Origin of the sequence: Bacillus sp. JJ634 (genome assembly GCF_036962285.1) — a bacterium.
Taxonomy (GTDB): Bacteria; Bacillota; Bacilli; order Bacillales; family DSM-1321; genus Peribacillus; species Peribacillus asahii_A.
In genome coordinates this window covers 2,174-16,889 of sequence record NZ_JBALMU010000021.1, presented here as the reverse complement: position 1 = coordinate 16,889, position 14,716 = coordinate 2,174, and the positions used below count along the sequence as shown (strand labels likewise).

Genomic DNA, 14,716 nt, shown 5'->3' with positions numbered 1-14,716 from the left:
ACTAGTCAGCTAATTGCTCGGCTAATTTTTGATACGACTTCTTGGAAGGGTCGAGCTCAATTGCTTTTTGAACAAGCTTTTTAGCTTGTTCCATTTCTTGTTCACGCGTATGCATTAAAGCTAAATTATAATAAGCTTCATGAAATCTTGGATTTTGTTCAATCGCTTTTTCATAAGAAGCCTTTGCTTCTGCTGTGTCGCCTTTTTCCGCATAAATATTTCCAAGTACAAAATAAGAAATTGGCGTACTAGCATGACGTTCTGTGTAGTCGAGTAATAACTCACTGGCTTTTGCTGTTTCTCCTTTCTTCACATAATTTTGAGCTACTAGCGCCATCGTTTCATCATTGAGTGCTGCGCTATTCGGATGATTATATCCATATTGAAGAAGGAAATATATCAAACCTGCTGTCCCTGCTAAGAAGATAAGTTGTCGCCATGTTTTTCTTTTCGGTAACGATACAATGCCAGCAGCTAAGAAACCACCAATCAAACCACCAATATGTCCTGCATTATCAATACCAGAAACAGAGAAGCCATAGGCTAGATTAATCATAATTAACACAATAACAGCTGAACCCATTGTCCGGAAAAACAACTTTGGATACACGGTCCCAAAATACAATAAAGCGCCAAAGCAACCAAAAATGGCACCACTTGCTCCTGCTGCTAAATTGGGGGTCGTCACAAAGCTAGCTAATGTACCTGTAAAACCTGCCAATAAATAAATGAACAAAAACCTGGTGTTTCCATAAATTCTTTCTACTTCTGACCCAATTAAATAAAGAGAAACTGTATTCATCAATAAATGAATAAAACCAATATGAATAACAATCGGAGTGAAGAAGCGCCACCATTCCCCTTGCAACATATAAGGGGAATATTTCGCTCCAAATTCAATTAAAGTCTCTGAATTTTTACTACCTCCGCTTATTTCCATAAGCAAGAAGACAGCCACTTGAATCGCTATAAATATATACGTGAAAAAAGGTTTACCAGAAACAAATACTTGCTGTTCTTTCTTTACTTTTTTTACCGATTCAGCTAATGTTTTCTCCTTTAAATACCGAACTTGCTCTTCCTCTTCTTGCAGTTGAATCGAAAATTCCATTCGCAATTTCTTTTCAAGGAGTTGTAACGCTTCTGGAAAGTTCCCACTATCCAAAACAAAGGATTGCAGCTTTGTTTTTTGATAATGAAAAGACTGCGTGGCAAAACTATAGTCATCTACCGGAGTAAATTTTGTCACATAAATATTGAATACATTTAATGGCTTCCTATACAGTTTTTTTCGAATTTGTTCTCCATTTTGAATCGTTCGTTCAATATCCCGTTTTAACCAGTTCGCCCAATCTAAGTCATAACGCAAGAGGCGAATCACTGGAAACTCTTTATTTCTTACATTTTCCAACCAAATTTCCTGTTGGTTTTCCGTTGCTGTAATTAATTGATAATCATACTTAGATGTTAGCTGCCAAATAACTGACCAATATAAATAATCCTCTTTGAATCCCAAAACCTTCCCCACTTTCTTCACAAACTCCGTTGCTGCCCTTCTTTCATCTTATTTAACTATAGACGATTCGTTTACAAATGTAAAAAAAGAAAGGAGCCTTCCCCGGCTCCCTTCTTTAACCTCGACCTAATACACTTTGCATCATTCGATCTCGAACAACTGGTAAATCTAAAGAGCGTGTAACAAGAAATCTTCGAAGCGCTCCACTAGACAAAGCGACATTTAATAACCGATAACGATTTTGATACCCAACATAAACGACAGCACCGATTGCAAATATTTGAAGCACCATTTTCCACATAATTATCCCTCCTACAATTAGTTTGGTACAGGCGAAGATTTTTATGAAGGCAATATGTAGAAATTCACGGGGTAGACGTTCGAAATACTGTGTTTGTTGTCACAACTTGATGAACAGGCAAATCATGTGCCTCAATCGGCAAATTTTCGACTAATTGACATTCATAAGCAAGTGCAAGAGTCGTTCCTTTAAAAGAAACAAGGAATCGATCGTAATAGCCGCCGCCAAACCCTAAACGATATCCTTCTTTTGTAAATGCTAATCCAGGTACAATTAATACATCTATTTCTTGTGAATCAACGCACACCGTTTCAGCAATAGGCTCTAGTAAATTAGAATACACCGATTCTAACTGTTGAAATGAGGTAATCTCTTTGAATTCCATCACTTTCGTTTGCGGATAACATTTCGGTACAGCTACTTTCTTACCTTCACTCCATGCTTGCTCAATAATAGAGGCCGTTGGCACTTCCGGAGGAACAGCAATCGTTATTCCGATCACTTTCGCCTTTTTCCATTCTTCAAGGTGAAATAATTGCTCAGTGATTTGATTCGTATACTTTATACGCTGTTCTTCTGAAAGCCTTTCAAGCGTAGCCTTCATATCATTCCTAATCTTTCGTTTCATTTCCTTCACGTTCCTCACTCCTTTTTATAATGTATTTTAGTTGTTCATTATATCGACTTAACTACATACAGCTGAGCAAAAAATTTGCATAAAAAAAAACAACAGGAAAACTCCTGTTGCTTACTTTGTTTCACGGTGAAGCGTGCTGCGTTTTTCTCTTGAGCAGTATTTTTTAAGCTCTAAACGATCTGGATTATTACGTTTATTTTTTTTAGAAATATAGTTACGATCTCCACATTCAGTGCAAGCTAATGTAATATTTACGCGCATGTGTATTTCCCTCCAAACATATTAACATTTTGTACATAGGACTCATCTATAATAGCATTATTCTGGTTGAAATGCTAGTCTGTTTTTTGGGAAATCATATGTTTCAGAATTCTTTTTGAACTGCTTGAAACAATTCGCGGTTAAGAAATTGAGCTTCTTCCTTTGTATCAGCATGAATGGCCCAAGCAACCACTTCTACGCATTCTAACGGTAAGATTTCTGATTCGAGAGTAAAAATACTGGTTACTTGACCTTTTGCGAGCGGTGAATAGAATAATAGACCTTCTCTTAAAGATTTGAAGCAACCATTTTCATAGAGTCCGCCTTTACCTTGGATGCAGTACTGTGCAATTCCTTTGCCTTTCATCACTCCTCCTAGTAAAGCAACAGAATTTGGTGCAACATGCATAATGGCTTGCTCATGAGGACTATAAAAAGCGACGGCCTGACGTTCGAAAGCGTTTTCATATTGAAAGAATACTTTAGGAGATTTCACCTCTAAAGTCGTATTTTTAATGGTGAACTTGGAATACATAATTTTCTGTTTTGTAAAGGATTGTAGAAGTGTACGAATTCCTCCTTCAGGATGGCTCATCATATCTTCCTCTGAATACCAATCAAAGCTTTCATTCATCCATAACCCTGCTTTCAATGTCTTACGAGGTAATTCCCGGCTATCATGCTCAATGTACGCTGACAGTGCATTCACGTGATCATCCCTTTCTTAAAATTAAGTTTATAACATGTTAGTGAAACATTATTCAGTGGGAGTTTTATTCGTCCCTTACTTATCTTTTTTTTGATGGTTTTCCGCTTTGAAGTAAGGAGCCTAACGGACTACTAATCCGTTCCAAAATACAGAATTTTCAATATTTTCAACTTAATATAATGTTATCATTGAATAGTCATATGGACAATAAACACTTTTTGTCGAATTTTAACTTTTTTCACAAGCATTCTTTGGACAAAAGCGAAAACACTATACATAATCGCAATACTTTTTACCTATAAAGTAAAACTTCCATCAGTTGGGGCTTTTTCTTCATCCCTCACTGATGGTTAGCCGCGTTCTACGCTCACTAAGATTTCCGCTTCGCTTCAATCAAGTAACCGTACGATAAAAATAGACAAATCTTCCTAGGGCAGACTGAAGCAAGATTGTCCTTTTTCATAAGAAATGTGTAGAATAGAGGTATATATATCTAATTTTAACGTCGAGGTGAAAACATGGAGTGGATTATACTCTCTCTATTTTCCTTGGCTATTGTCTTGCTGCTCATTTCATTCATAAAAAAAGACAAAGTAGCCAAGTTAGAAGAAGAACTAGAACAAGTAACACTAACTCATATGCAGGACATCTTTCAATTAAAGAAAAAAGTGAAAATCCTTGAAGAGGAGCTTTTAATTCAGGACGAACCTAACTATCGCTCAACTTCTATACCTTATCAACCTCTTTCAACGATCCAACCAATTAATGAAATTATCAAAAGCCAGGTAGCTGCACTCTATCATCAAGGCCGTTCTTTAGAACAAATTGAGAAACAGTCTACTTTAACAAAAGAACAAATTATTCAGGTGATTGAAGAACAGGGATTGCGAGGATTAGAGCATGAGTAACGCAACACTTCGAGCTTTTGCTGCTGGTATTATTTTTTCAACCGCTCTTATCGCCGGGTTTTATTACGGAAACGATTTACATCAAGATCGTACAATCACTGCAATGGATGCTAAAAAGATGTTAGAAGAGCAAGATTACATCGTCATGAAAGAAACGGCCGCTATAAACAAAGCAGAACCAACATCAGAGAAAGAAGTAAAACAAGAAACTGTAGAAGCGTCCAAAAATATAGCTAAAAAACAAGAACAGCCAAAAAAAGATGTCAAAACTTATACGCTACAAGTTAAATACAAAATGACAGTGCAAGAAATCGCCGAAACGTTGGCAACCGAAAAAATTATTGATGATGCAGCGGAGTTTCAAAACTATATGAATAAAAACGGACTAACACGACGCGTTCAAGTCGATGAATTTGTCGTAACAAGCGATATGAACTATGAAGAATTAGGAGATCTCTTAACTCATTAGAAAACGGAGCGTAGCTAAAAATAGCATGGACTTCTCCTTTTTAGTTACGCTTTCTTCATCCTCAAAATAAAGTGAAACTTCTATCAGCAGGGTCTTACTGCCCGTTAAGTGCGGGATAAAGAATCTAACAAACATCGGACTGTTATGAGAATAACCAAAAAGGCCGGATATTGAATCCCGCCCCCAAAAGAGTGCTTGTTCGCTTCACCCAAAGCGACCGCTAATATAATCTTCCGTTCTTTGATCACTTGGACGAGAAAAAATGGTATTTGTATTATTATATTCAATAACTTCTCCGTTTAAGAAAAACGCCGTGCGATCTGAAATCCGAGCTGCTTGTTGCATATTATGTGTCACGATAATAATACTGTAGTGCTCTTTAAGCTGTTGTACAAGTTCTTCTACTTTTAACGTTGAAATAGGATCGAGTGCTGAAGTCGGTTCATCCATTAAAATTACATCCGGTTCAATCGCTAAACAACGAGCAATACATAAACGTTGTTGTTGTCCACCGGATAATCCGTACGCATTGTCATGAAGACGATCTTTCACTTCATCCCAAATAGCTGCCCCACGTAGACTTTTTTCAACTACTTCATCCAACACTTTTTTATTTCTAATTCCATGAATTTTTGGTCCATAGGCAACATTTTCATAAATAGACTTTGGAAATGGATTTGGCTTTTGAAAAACCATACCAACTTGCGTACGCAACTCTTCCACTTTATATGATTTATCTAATATATTTCGATTGCGATATTTAATTTCCCCCGAAGTTCGGACACTAGGAGTCAGTTCAACCATACGGTTTAACGTTTTTAAATACGTTGATTTCCCGCATCCAGATGGTCCAATGATAGCCGTAACCTCATTTTGGTAGATGTCTAATTCAATATTTTTTAAAGCATGCTTTTCTCCGTACCATAAATTTAACTGAGACGTTTCATATACCTTCTCTTTAGCTAATTGAGACGCGACCGTTTTGTCCATATTAAAAGCCTCACTTGTTCTCAATAACGTCATATTCATGATTCGTTGTCTTCCCTTCATTAATATCTTTTTTGGAACTTATTACGTATGAAAACAGCAATGGAATTCATAAAAATCAGCAAGAACAGTAAAACGAGAATACCTGCCGCTGCTACACTTTGAAACTCTTCTTGCGGACGTGAAGTCCAATTGTAAATTTGCATCGGTAAAACGGTAAACGTATCAAATACGGTTTTTGGTAAAAAGGCGATAAACATCGGAATACCAACTACAACTAGCGGTGCTGTTTCCCCAACGGCTCTAGATAGAGCTAAAATACTTCCTGTTAAAATCCCTGGGATTGCAGCCGGTAATACAACACGAACAATAGTCTGCCACTTCGTTGCTCCCATTCCATACGATGCTTCACGTAACTCACGCGGCACAGAACGAATTGCTTCCTGAGCAGCGACAATAATAACAGGTAATACGAGAAGGCTCATCGTTAATCCTGCCGCTAAAACAGAACGATCTAAAGCAAGTGCTCGAACAAAAATTGTAAGTCCTAACAATCCAAAAATAATCGATGGTACACCTGCAAGATTTGAAATGTTTAATTTAATAAAGGAAGTAAACCAGTTTTTCTTTGCATACTCTTCTAAATAAATCGCTGTCCCTAAGCCAAGTAACAGCGCGACAGGTGCTACAACGAGCATTAACCAAATCGATCCGATTAGCGCAGCCTTAATTCCCGCTTCCTCCGGCCTTCTTGAAGCGAAGTTTTGGAAGAAATCCCAATCTAGATAACCAATTCCTTGAGTGAATATCCGATACAATAAAATACCGAGTACGAGAAGTCCGAATGTGGTTGCTAAGAAAAATAACCCTTTTAGAATCGTGTTCCTCACAATTCTTATAGGCATTTTCTTTGCCACAATTGTTTTATCAATAAGCTTCATGATTTAGTATTCCTCCCTAACTTTGCGAGAGATGTACTGAGCTAGTAAATTCATAGCAAGAGTGAAGAGGAATAACGTCATACCTACAGCGTAAATACTATAATAAATCGTTGTTCCATATCCTGCATCTCCTGTACTTACTTGCACAATATAAGCAGTCATTGTTTGAATAGAGGTTGTTACATCCATATTCAAACTTGGTGTCGACCCACCAGCAACACTTACAATCATCGTTTCACCAATCGCTCTTGATAACGCTAGAACAATAGAAGCAACAATTCCAGAAATAGCAGCAGGAAGGACTACTTTTAAAGTTACCTCTAATTTCGTTGATCCTAACGCCAATGCACCTTCACGCATAGCACGTGGTACAGAAACAAGGGCATCTTCTGATAGTGAAGCAATCATCGGTGTGATCATAATTCCAACGACAAGTCCTGGACTTAATGCATTAAACATCTCTAGCGAAGGAAAGATGGATCGCAATACCGGTGTCACAAAGGTTAAAGCGAAAAACCCATATACAATAGTCGGTACTCCAGCTAATACTTCTAGAATCGGTTTAATCACTCTACGTGTTTTCTCTGAAGCATATTCACTCAAGTAAATGGCTGTTGCCAGCCCGATTGGAACAGCAACTAAAGCAGCAATCATTGTTATTTTTAAGGTACCTAGGACAAGTGGCATTACTCCATAAGAAGCAGCCTCAGCAAAGGGATACCATTTATCTGCAGTAAAAAATTCTGAAACAGATACTTCTTTAAAGAAAGTTATTGTTTCAAAGATTAACGTAAAAACAATCCCTAATGTAGTTAATATTGAAACAGCCGCAGTTAATAAAAGAATAGACGGAATAAATCTTTCTATTTGAATACGTTTCTTTTGCTTACGCTCTTGAATCATTTCTCTTATAGAATACTGAGCTTGTTGTACTCGCAAAATTGTAACTCCTTCCTCGTTCATCATTTAGCAAATGCAAGATGAGAAGCAAGATACTTCCCACCTTCTCGCTAAATTTAAAGCTTATTTCTTAAGTTGAGTCACTGCTTCTAAATCTTTATCGTATTCTTTATCTTCCAAAGAAATGTAACCTACTTCTTCTGAAAGCTCACCAGCATTCTCAACCATAAATTCTACAAAATCTGCTACTTGCTCTTTATCAGCTACTGATTGGTTTGCTACATATGTGAATAATGGGCGAGATAGAGGTGCATATTCCCCGCTTTTAATCGTTTCATGCGTTGGTTCAACTGCACCATTACCATTATCGATTGGGACAACCTTTAATGAATCTTGATTTTCCGCATAGTATGCATATCCAAAGAAACCGATAGCATTTTTATCACCTTTTACTCCTTGAACAAGAACATTATCATCTTCTGAAAGAGTAGCATTTTCAACAAGTGGCTGTTCTTCTAAAATGACTTCATTGAAATAATCGTATGTTCCAGAATCCGTTCCTGGTGAGTAGAATTTAATCTCTTCTTTTGGCCATTCTGGGCGAATATCCGACCATTTCTTCGCTTTTCCATCTTCTACCCAAAGTTTCTTCAGTTCATCAACTGTTAAGTGGTCAACGAAATCATTTTCTTTATTTACAACAATGGATAAACCATCATAAGCTAATTCTAATTCCGTAAAATCGATTTTATTTTGCTCTAATTGAGTTTTTTCTTCATCCTTAATAGGTCGCGATGCATTACTTAAATCTGTTTCGCCTGCGATAAATTTCTCAAAGCCTCCGCCCGTTCCAGAGAAACCAACTGATACTTTTACATCAGGCTGTTGCGCCATATATTCTTCAGCGATAGCTTCCATAATTGGATAAACCGTTGAAGATCCATCAATTGCGATTTCACCTTGTAATGGTTTGTCCGTTTCACTTGCACTGCTGTTGCTATCTTTTGCACTATCAGAACCACATGCAGCTGTTACAGCCATAGCTCCTCCGATAATTGTTGCGAATGCTGCAAATTTAAGACGTTTCATCAATTTTCCCCCTGAATGATTAATTATCTTTCCTACAGTTACAAGAATACAATAGTACTATTAATGTCATTTGAAAAAATTGTTAAGCTTATGTAAATAATCATATGTAACATGTAAATACGCTTCTTATAATCAATCAATAAACAAAACATTCGACAAACAGATATCCAGATGCATCAACTGCGGCATACAGTCATAAAAAAACACGCCCTCATTCTTAAGAGCGTGTTGCGTGTACGTTTATTCTACTGTCTCATCTTCATTATCTTTTACTTGCTTATCTTCGCTATGATCCACTTTGGCCTTTGTAGATGTTTCTGATTTTGCTTCTTTAGCACGTTCTTCTTTTAACTCATAATATACATCAAGAATTTCCTGACCAATTTCTTTATTCATGGAATGTCCAGAGTGTCCTTGATAAGCCCAAGGTACAACAACGGTAAAAGCAACTTCTGGGTCCTTAGCTGGTGAGTAACCCACAAGCGTTACATTCATCGTCTCCTGCGGCTCATCGTATTTACTGCGTTCTGGTCCATCATAAAAGGCTTCGGCTGTTCCTGTTTTAGCAGCTACAGTATACGGTTTACTTCCAAAATAAGTATATGCCGTTCCTCCTGTTTCCATCGCTACTTTTTCAAAACCGGCTTGAACGCGATTAACCCACTCTTCCTTCATATCCAAGCGATTAAGTACCGTCGGTTTATTTTCTTCAACAATAGGTCCTAATTCATCATTGTCATCAACAGGGTCGTGAATTTCCTTTACAATATGCGGCTGCATGCGGTTACCGCCATTCGCAATCGTTGAAACATACTGCGCAAGCTGCATAGGCGTATACGTATCATACTGACCAATAGAAAGGTCAAGCAGCTTACCTGGTGATGTTTCTGTCCCTTTAAATCCAACCATTTCATTAGGAAGGTCAATACCTGTACGTACACCTAAACCAAACTGAGCATAAGAGTTTCTGATTTTCGGAAAGGCACTTGGATTCACCGATAAAGGTTCATTTGGTACATAATTTCCGCCTGCAATATTAATAACCGTTCGGAACATATATACGTTGGAAGACACTTTTAAAGCTGTTAAATCATTAATGTTACCAAAGTTTTTATAAGAACCCTTTGCAGGCGTCCCTTTAATTTGCAGCTTCGTATCATAAAAAACAGAGCCTGGCTGAATTGCTCCCTGTTTATAACCTGTTAAAACAGTTGCTCCTTTTACGGCTGACCCCATCGTATAAGATGTAGTAATATTCCCCAATGCAAAGTCCTCAATCGAATATTTACCCGTTTTTGAATCTCTGACATACTGCTTACCAGCCATCGTTAATACTTCACCCGTTTTAGGATCTAACATAACAACAAACGCACGATCTAAAAACTTCGTATTACCTAACCGTTTTTTAGCTAATAAATGTTTTTCAATAATTTGTTCGGTCGCTAACTGTAAATCCATATCAATGGTCAATACAAGGTCTTTTCCACGTTGACCTTCTGTTATCACTTCTGAGTCAACAATATTTCCAGATTTATCGGTAATATTACGTATCTTGGCTTTTTGACCTTGCAAAACATCTTCATATTGCAGCTCAATATAGCTTTTCCCAACACGGTCATTTCGGCTATAGTCACGCGCTAAATAATAATCTAGATTCTCACTTGGCAGCCCTTCCTCAGAAGAAGATACCTTTCCTAATACTGACTTCAACGTTTTTCCATACGTATAAGAACGATCCCAATCTGTCGTAATACCGACACCAGGCAACGAACCTAAATGTTCACTTACTCGCGCAAATTCTTCTTTCGTTACTTCTTTATTTTTTACAATTTGCGGCGTTAATGCATAACCGCTCGCAAACTCGCGGTAAATAGCTAGTACTTCAAGCTCTTCCTTAGAAAAAGAATCGTACTCTTCCTTGGTGATTCGCTCAAGTTGGAGCTTATATAAATCCGCTTCTGTAAGCTCCCCTTCTGTCACTTTCTTTTTATCTTGGGCAGTGATTTTTTGATCAGCCAGTTCTGGATGTAACATAATCCAAAAATCTTTCTTGTCCCGCTCCGTTACCTTATCGACTTCTTTATCAATTAACGCAGCTAGCTTCTGGGCTGTTTCCAGCATCTCTGCTGATTTTGTTCCTTGTTTTCTTGTATATGTAATCGCATCTAATGGCTGATTATCCACCATAATTTTCAGATTACGATCATACATTTTACCACGTGGAACAGAATTATTAACCGTCACTTCTTCTGTTCTTTCTACTTCACGACGATAGTCATCGCCATAGGCAATTTGAACAACTCCTAAACGTAAGATTAACGCAGAGAATAGTACAAAAACTAAAAAGAAAAGAATACTTAATCTGAACGGCACATGCGTTTTTTTCTTTTTATTCACTATATGCCACACTTCCTTTATCCATTGTCTTGCTAACTACCTTATTCTATAGAACATTGTTGTTTTTTTCTACCTTGAAATACTATTAATTTTATCCAATGTCTAGGTTAGCTTAATTTGACGGACAAAGAAGTAAATTACCGTATGACCTAAACCAGCAATTAATAAAAAAATCGGCAAACTTTGCTTAGGGTCGAAATAATAAACAGCAAAGAGAAAACCTAGAATAGAAACAATACGACCAAGATGAATAAATAGCTCTCGAACGACTATATATTCAATTCGCATCTCCGCCGCATGCCATGCACGCCCAATCACATCATATGTAAGGGAAACATACGGTACGAGTAAAAGCGGGTATCCAACGGCAATCATTGCCGCATATATTAAAAGTCTGGCATATGTAACATCCACAGCAATGAAAATTACTGCCGCATAAAGCAATACTCCTCCAAAGAGAATCGCTTTATTGCGCATGTCAGACTTAATAAGGCGAGAAGCAAAATAATAAGCAACAAAAGCAACGGCTGAATGAAGTAACCCATAGCTCCCAAGTGCCAATTCACTTCCTGTTTGAATAAATACAAAAATAGAAATAACAAACATAAATGTACCTTCCCGTAACCCCTGACAAAAGTTGGCCCACGTAATCAAGCTCCAATTACGATCATTTTTTCGTTCTTGTAAAACACGTACAAAACAATACTTTCCATGTGCAGGTCGTCTTTTTAAAAAGAAACTTAATAAAACGGCAATCGCAAACAACGACAACGATAAACCGAAGACGAATGTATATCCTGAAAATTGATTTAGCCGCGAAATAATGAATCCAGCGCTAATTGGCCCAATCATCCCAGCACTAGAGTTTAAAACTCCCATAAATCCATTAAAAAAGTCACGTGTTTCCGGCTCAGTAATTTCAAATGTTAATACATTAAAAGCAAGCCAATAAAATCCATATCCCATTCCAAGCAACGCTCCAAGTAACCAAAGAAAATTCGTCGCATTTCCCCCTACTAAGAGCACCGTTAAATAAAAAAGAGCTAAAAAAATAACACCAAGCCGTAACACGATGATTCGATCGACTTTTTTTGCCATCCGGCCTGCTAAAATAAAGATTAATGGTTGAACAATAACAACGATTAAATTATAAATGCCAATATCTAAAAAATCCCCTGATTGCTTCCATAAATAAATATTCACAAATGTATTAGATAAAGCGATGCTTAAACTATATAAACCACCGATTATGAGCAGCAGATTTAATTCTTTTTGCACTGCTCCTTCTCCGATTACTTTTTGTAAAATCCCCATATTCAAACGCTCCTTTTTGTTCATTTTAGTGTTTGAAAAAAGAGGGGCATTTATGTGAAAAAAGACAATAAAAAACGAGAACCCTCTTATTCGAGGATTCCCGTGTTCATTACTTTATTATTTTGCAGCTGCGTAACGTTTTGAAACTTCATCCCAATTTACAACATTCCAGAAAGCACCGATGTAATCAGGACGACGGTTTTGGTAGTTTAAGTAGTAAGCATGCTCCCAAACGTCTAATCCAAGAATAGGTGTTTTCCCTTCTGATAATGGAGAATCTTGGTTTGGTGTGCTTGTTACTTCTAATTCGCCGTTATTTACAACTAACCAAGCCCAACCAGAACCGAAGCGAGTTGCTGCTGCTTTAGCGAATTCTTCTTTAAACGCATCAAAGCTACCAAATTTAGCAGCAATTGCGTCCGCTAGTTCACCAGCTGGTGCACCGCTACCATTTGGAGTTAAAATTGTCCAGAATAAAGAGTGGTTAGCATGTCCGCCACCATTGTTGCGTACAGCTGTACGAATAGCTTCTGGAACTGCATCTAGGTTAGCAACTAGCTCTTCAATGTTTTTGCTTTGAAGCTCTTCGTTTCCTTCAATTGCAGCGTTTAAGTTTGTTACATATGTGTTGTGATGTTTTGTGTGATGAATGTTCATTGTTTCTTTGTCAATGTGTGGTTCTAATGCATCAACTGCGTATGGTAATTGTGGTAATTCAAATGCCATGATTAAAATCCTCCCTATGTATACCTATAATTTAGCTTTAGTTTTCCAAAGTTTCCTAAAGCCCGTAAGCATAGATTATCAAAATTTTACTAGCCTTTCAAACGTTATGCTTCGCTTTTTTAGTTTTTTTATTCAGACTATTTATATATAACAAAGAAAAAATATCCAACCATTACAATTTGAATGATGCTTTTTGTGAACACACTGCTAATAAAACCAATAACAGAGCCAAACCCAATCTTCGAAGCGGTCCATAAGTCTCGCTTATGAACAAGCAGTTCTGCTAAAATTGCCCCAACAAATGGACCAATGATAATACCGAAAGCAGGAATGACGAACGGTCCCACTAGAAGTCCGATAGTACTGCCCCATATCCCTGCTTTGGAACCACCATATTTTTTAACGCCGATCATGTTCGCTACATAATCTGCCATAAATAAAAGCAAAACAAATAAAATTTGTATGGTCCAGAACAGCCAATGGAATGGTTCGAATGAATAAAAAAATCCGTATAAAATAAAGCCGGCAAAAATAAAGAGCACGCTTGGAATAATTGGATAAATCAAGCCGATAAAACCGATAATAAACATGGTGATGACAACCGTCCAATAAAGAATATCCATATATATCTCCTTTCAAAAATAATTTTACTTAGTATGAACTTCGACAGCACGCCTTCATTTGCCTTTATTTTTAAAAGAGTGAATTTGTATCGTTTATGTTGTATTATCACAAACTGATAGATACAATGAACAAGATAGAATAGAAAAAAGGTGCTGTTTTATATGAATGTCTTTAAACAACTATATGTTAGTTTGTACTCGCCTAAGGATATAGCGACCTTTCGTTATCAAGGATTAGGCAAAACGATTTTTTTTGTATTCGTGCTTTCCCTCCTATCCATTCTCCCTGCTAGTTATTATTTTAGCATGATGATAAAGGATAGTATTTATGCGGTTAAACAAACTGTTTCAACAGAAATACCCGCATTTGAGATTAAAGATGGCAAGTTAACGACAGAAAGCGACGAACCTATTATTATCCACAAAAAAGGCTTTACTATTTTTATGGATGACTCTGGTGTACTAACACCTAGTAAAGTTGCCAATCAAACGACGAACGGCCTCGCCTTTCTACAATCCGAATTTGTCGTTGTCTCTGCCGGAAGTGCCCAGTCTTCTCCTTATACATTTATCGAAGGGAATAATGAAACCATTTCCTCATGGCTTGATAAAGCGGACCGTTTATTATGGATGTTCTTATCTATTATGATTTTTATTTTTTACATAATAGCCGCAGTAATCTTATTTATTAAAATAACGATTTTTTCTATTTTCGGATTGGTGCTCAAAAATGCTTTTCAGAAACCGCTCCGTTACAAGCAAGTATGGACAATCACTGCTTATTGCGTAACATTACCGACGATTTTCTTTACAATTATGGACCTCTTTCAGGCAACCGTTCCATTCAGTATGTCTTTAAACTGGTTCATTATCTTCATCCTTCTTTTCTTAACATTAAAAGAAATACCTCACGAGCAAGAACAATAAAGTGAAACTTC

At 37.1% G+C, this 14,716-nt stretch carries 16 protein-coding genes; 3 read left to right on the top strand and 13 right to left on the bottom strand.

The features are described from left to right. Nucleotide 1 precedes the first annotated feature (1 nt). The 5 genes from V7068_RS03875 to V7068_RS03855 form a co-directional block, all read right to left on the bottom strand. Nucleotides 2-1,516, bottom strand: a complete 1,515-nt coding sequence (locus tag V7068_RS03875; RefSeq protein WP_499711166.1) for a rhomboid family intramembrane serine protease — start codon at nucleotides 1,514-1,516, stop codon at nucleotides 2-4. 115 nt (nucleotides 1,517-1,631) lie between these two features. Further along, a complete protein-coding gene (yqgO, locus tag V7068_RS03870) occupies nucleotides 1,632-1,817 on the bottom strand; it encodes a protein YqgO (RefSeq protein ID WP_119115531.1) in 186 nt (61 codons plus the stop codon). Between the two features lie 64 nt (nucleotides 1,818-1,881). Further along, a complete protein-coding gene (locus V7068_RS03865) occupies nucleotides 1,882-2,445 on the bottom strand; it encodes a 5-formyltetrahydrofolate cyclo-ligase (RefSeq protein WP_499711199.1) in 564 nt (187 codons plus the stop codon). Between the two features lie 120 nt (nucleotides 2,446-2,565). Next, a complete protein-coding gene (rpmG, locus tag V7068_RS03860) occupies nucleotides 2,566-2,715 on the bottom strand; it encodes a 50S ribosomal protein L33 (protein WP_119115532.1) in 150 nt (49 codons plus the stop codon). A 103-nt stretch (nucleotides 2,716-2,818) separates the two neighbouring features. Next, nucleotides 2,819-3,424: a hypothetical protein gene (locus V7068_RS03855; RefSeq protein WP_499711164.1), complete on the bottom strand. Its 606-nt coding sequence runs from the start codon at nucleotides 3,422-3,424 to the stop codon at nucleotides 2,819-2,821. A 518-nt stretch (nucleotides 3,425-3,942) separates the two neighbouring features. Here V7068_RS03855 and V7068_RS03850 point away from each other — a divergent pair. After that, nucleotides 3,943-4,332, top strand: coding sequence for a hypothetical protein (locus V7068_RS03850; protein WP_499711163.1), 390 nt, complete (start codon nucleotides 3,943-3,945; stop codon nucleotides 4,330-4,332). After that, complete coding sequence (locus V7068_RS03845) at nucleotides 4,325-4,801, top strand: hypothetical protein (protein WP_499711162.1); 477 nt, start codon at nucleotides 4,325-4,327, stop codon at nucleotides 4,799-4,801. Before V7068_RS03850 ends, V7068_RS03845 begins: the two co-directional genes overlap by 8 nt. 204 nt (nucleotides 4,802-5,005) lie before the next feature. Here the strand turns inward: V7068_RS03845 and pstB are convergent, their stop codons facing one another. The 8 genes from pstB to V7068_RS03805 all read right to left on the bottom strand — a co-directional run bounded on the left by pstB (nucleotide 5,006) and on the right by V7068_RS03805 (nucleotide 13,778). After that, entirely contained in the window at nucleotides 5,006-5,791 is a 786-nt protein-coding gene (pstB, locus tag V7068_RS03840) for a phosphate ABC transporter ATP-binding protein PstB (RefSeq protein ID WP_499711197.1), read from the bottom strand. A 59-nt stretch (nucleotides 5,792-5,850) separates the two neighbouring features. After that, nucleotides 5,851-6,729 (bottom strand): phosphate ABC transporter permease PstA, encoded by an 879-nt coding sequence (pstA, locus tag V7068_RS03835; RefSeq protein ID WP_499711161.1) that lies wholly within the window; start codon nucleotides 6,727-6,729, stop codon nucleotides 5,851-5,853. A 3-nt stretch (nucleotides 6,730-6,732) separates the two neighbouring features. Continuing rightward, nucleotides 6,733-7,692 (bottom strand): phosphate ABC transporter permease subunit PstC, encoded by a 960-nt coding sequence (gene pstC, locus V7068_RS03830; RefSeq protein WP_499711196.1) that lies wholly within the window; start codon nucleotides 7,690-7,692, stop codon nucleotides 6,733-6,735. A 60-nt stretch (nucleotides 7,693-7,752) separates the two neighbouring features. Beyond that, the gene (locus tag V7068_RS03825) at nucleotides 7,753-8,718 is read right to left on the bottom strand and encodes a PstS family phosphate ABC transporter substrate-binding protein (RefSeq protein WP_499711160.1); all 966 of its coding nucleotides are present in this window, start codon (nucleotides 8,716-8,718) and stop codon (nucleotides 7,753-7,755) included. A gap of 240 nt (nucleotides 8,719-8,958) precedes the next feature. Next, the gene (locus V7068_RS03820) at nucleotides 8,959-11,118 is read right to left on the bottom strand and encodes a peptidoglycan D,D-transpeptidase FtsI family protein (RefSeq protein ID WP_499711194.1); all 2,160 of its coding nucleotides are present in this window, start codon (nucleotides 11,116-11,118) and stop codon (nucleotides 8,959-8,961) included. 99 nt (nucleotides 11,119-11,217) lie between these two features. Then, nucleotides 11,218-12,429, bottom strand: a complete 1,212-nt coding sequence (locus tag V7068_RS03815; protein ID WP_499711159.1) for an MFS transporter — start codon at nucleotides 12,427-12,429, stop codon at nucleotides 11,218-11,220. Between the two features lie 117 nt (nucleotides 12,430-12,546). Continuing rightward, the gene (gene sodA, locus V7068_RS03810) at nucleotides 12,547-13,155 is read right to left on the bottom strand and encodes a superoxide dismutase SodA (RefSeq protein WP_499711158.1); all 609 of its coding nucleotides are present in this window, start codon (nucleotides 13,153-13,155) and stop codon (nucleotides 12,547-12,549) included. Nucleotides 13,156-13,292: 137 nt separating this feature from the next. Further along, nucleotides 13,293-13,778, bottom strand: coding sequence for a DUF456 domain-containing protein (locus V7068_RS03805; protein ID WP_499711156.1), 486 nt, complete (start codon nucleotides 13,776-13,778; stop codon nucleotides 13,293-13,295). 162 nt (nucleotides 13,779-13,940) lie between these two features. On the opposite strand from V7068_RS03805, the gene V7068_RS03800 reads away from it, so the two are divergent. Beyond that, nucleotides 13,941-14,705: a DUF1189 domain-containing protein gene (locus tag V7068_RS03800; RefSeq protein ID WP_499711155.1), complete on the top strand. Its 765-nt coding sequence runs from the start codon at nucleotides 13,941-13,943 to the stop codon at nucleotides 14,703-14,705. Nucleotides 14,706-14,716: the final 11 nt, after the last annotated feature.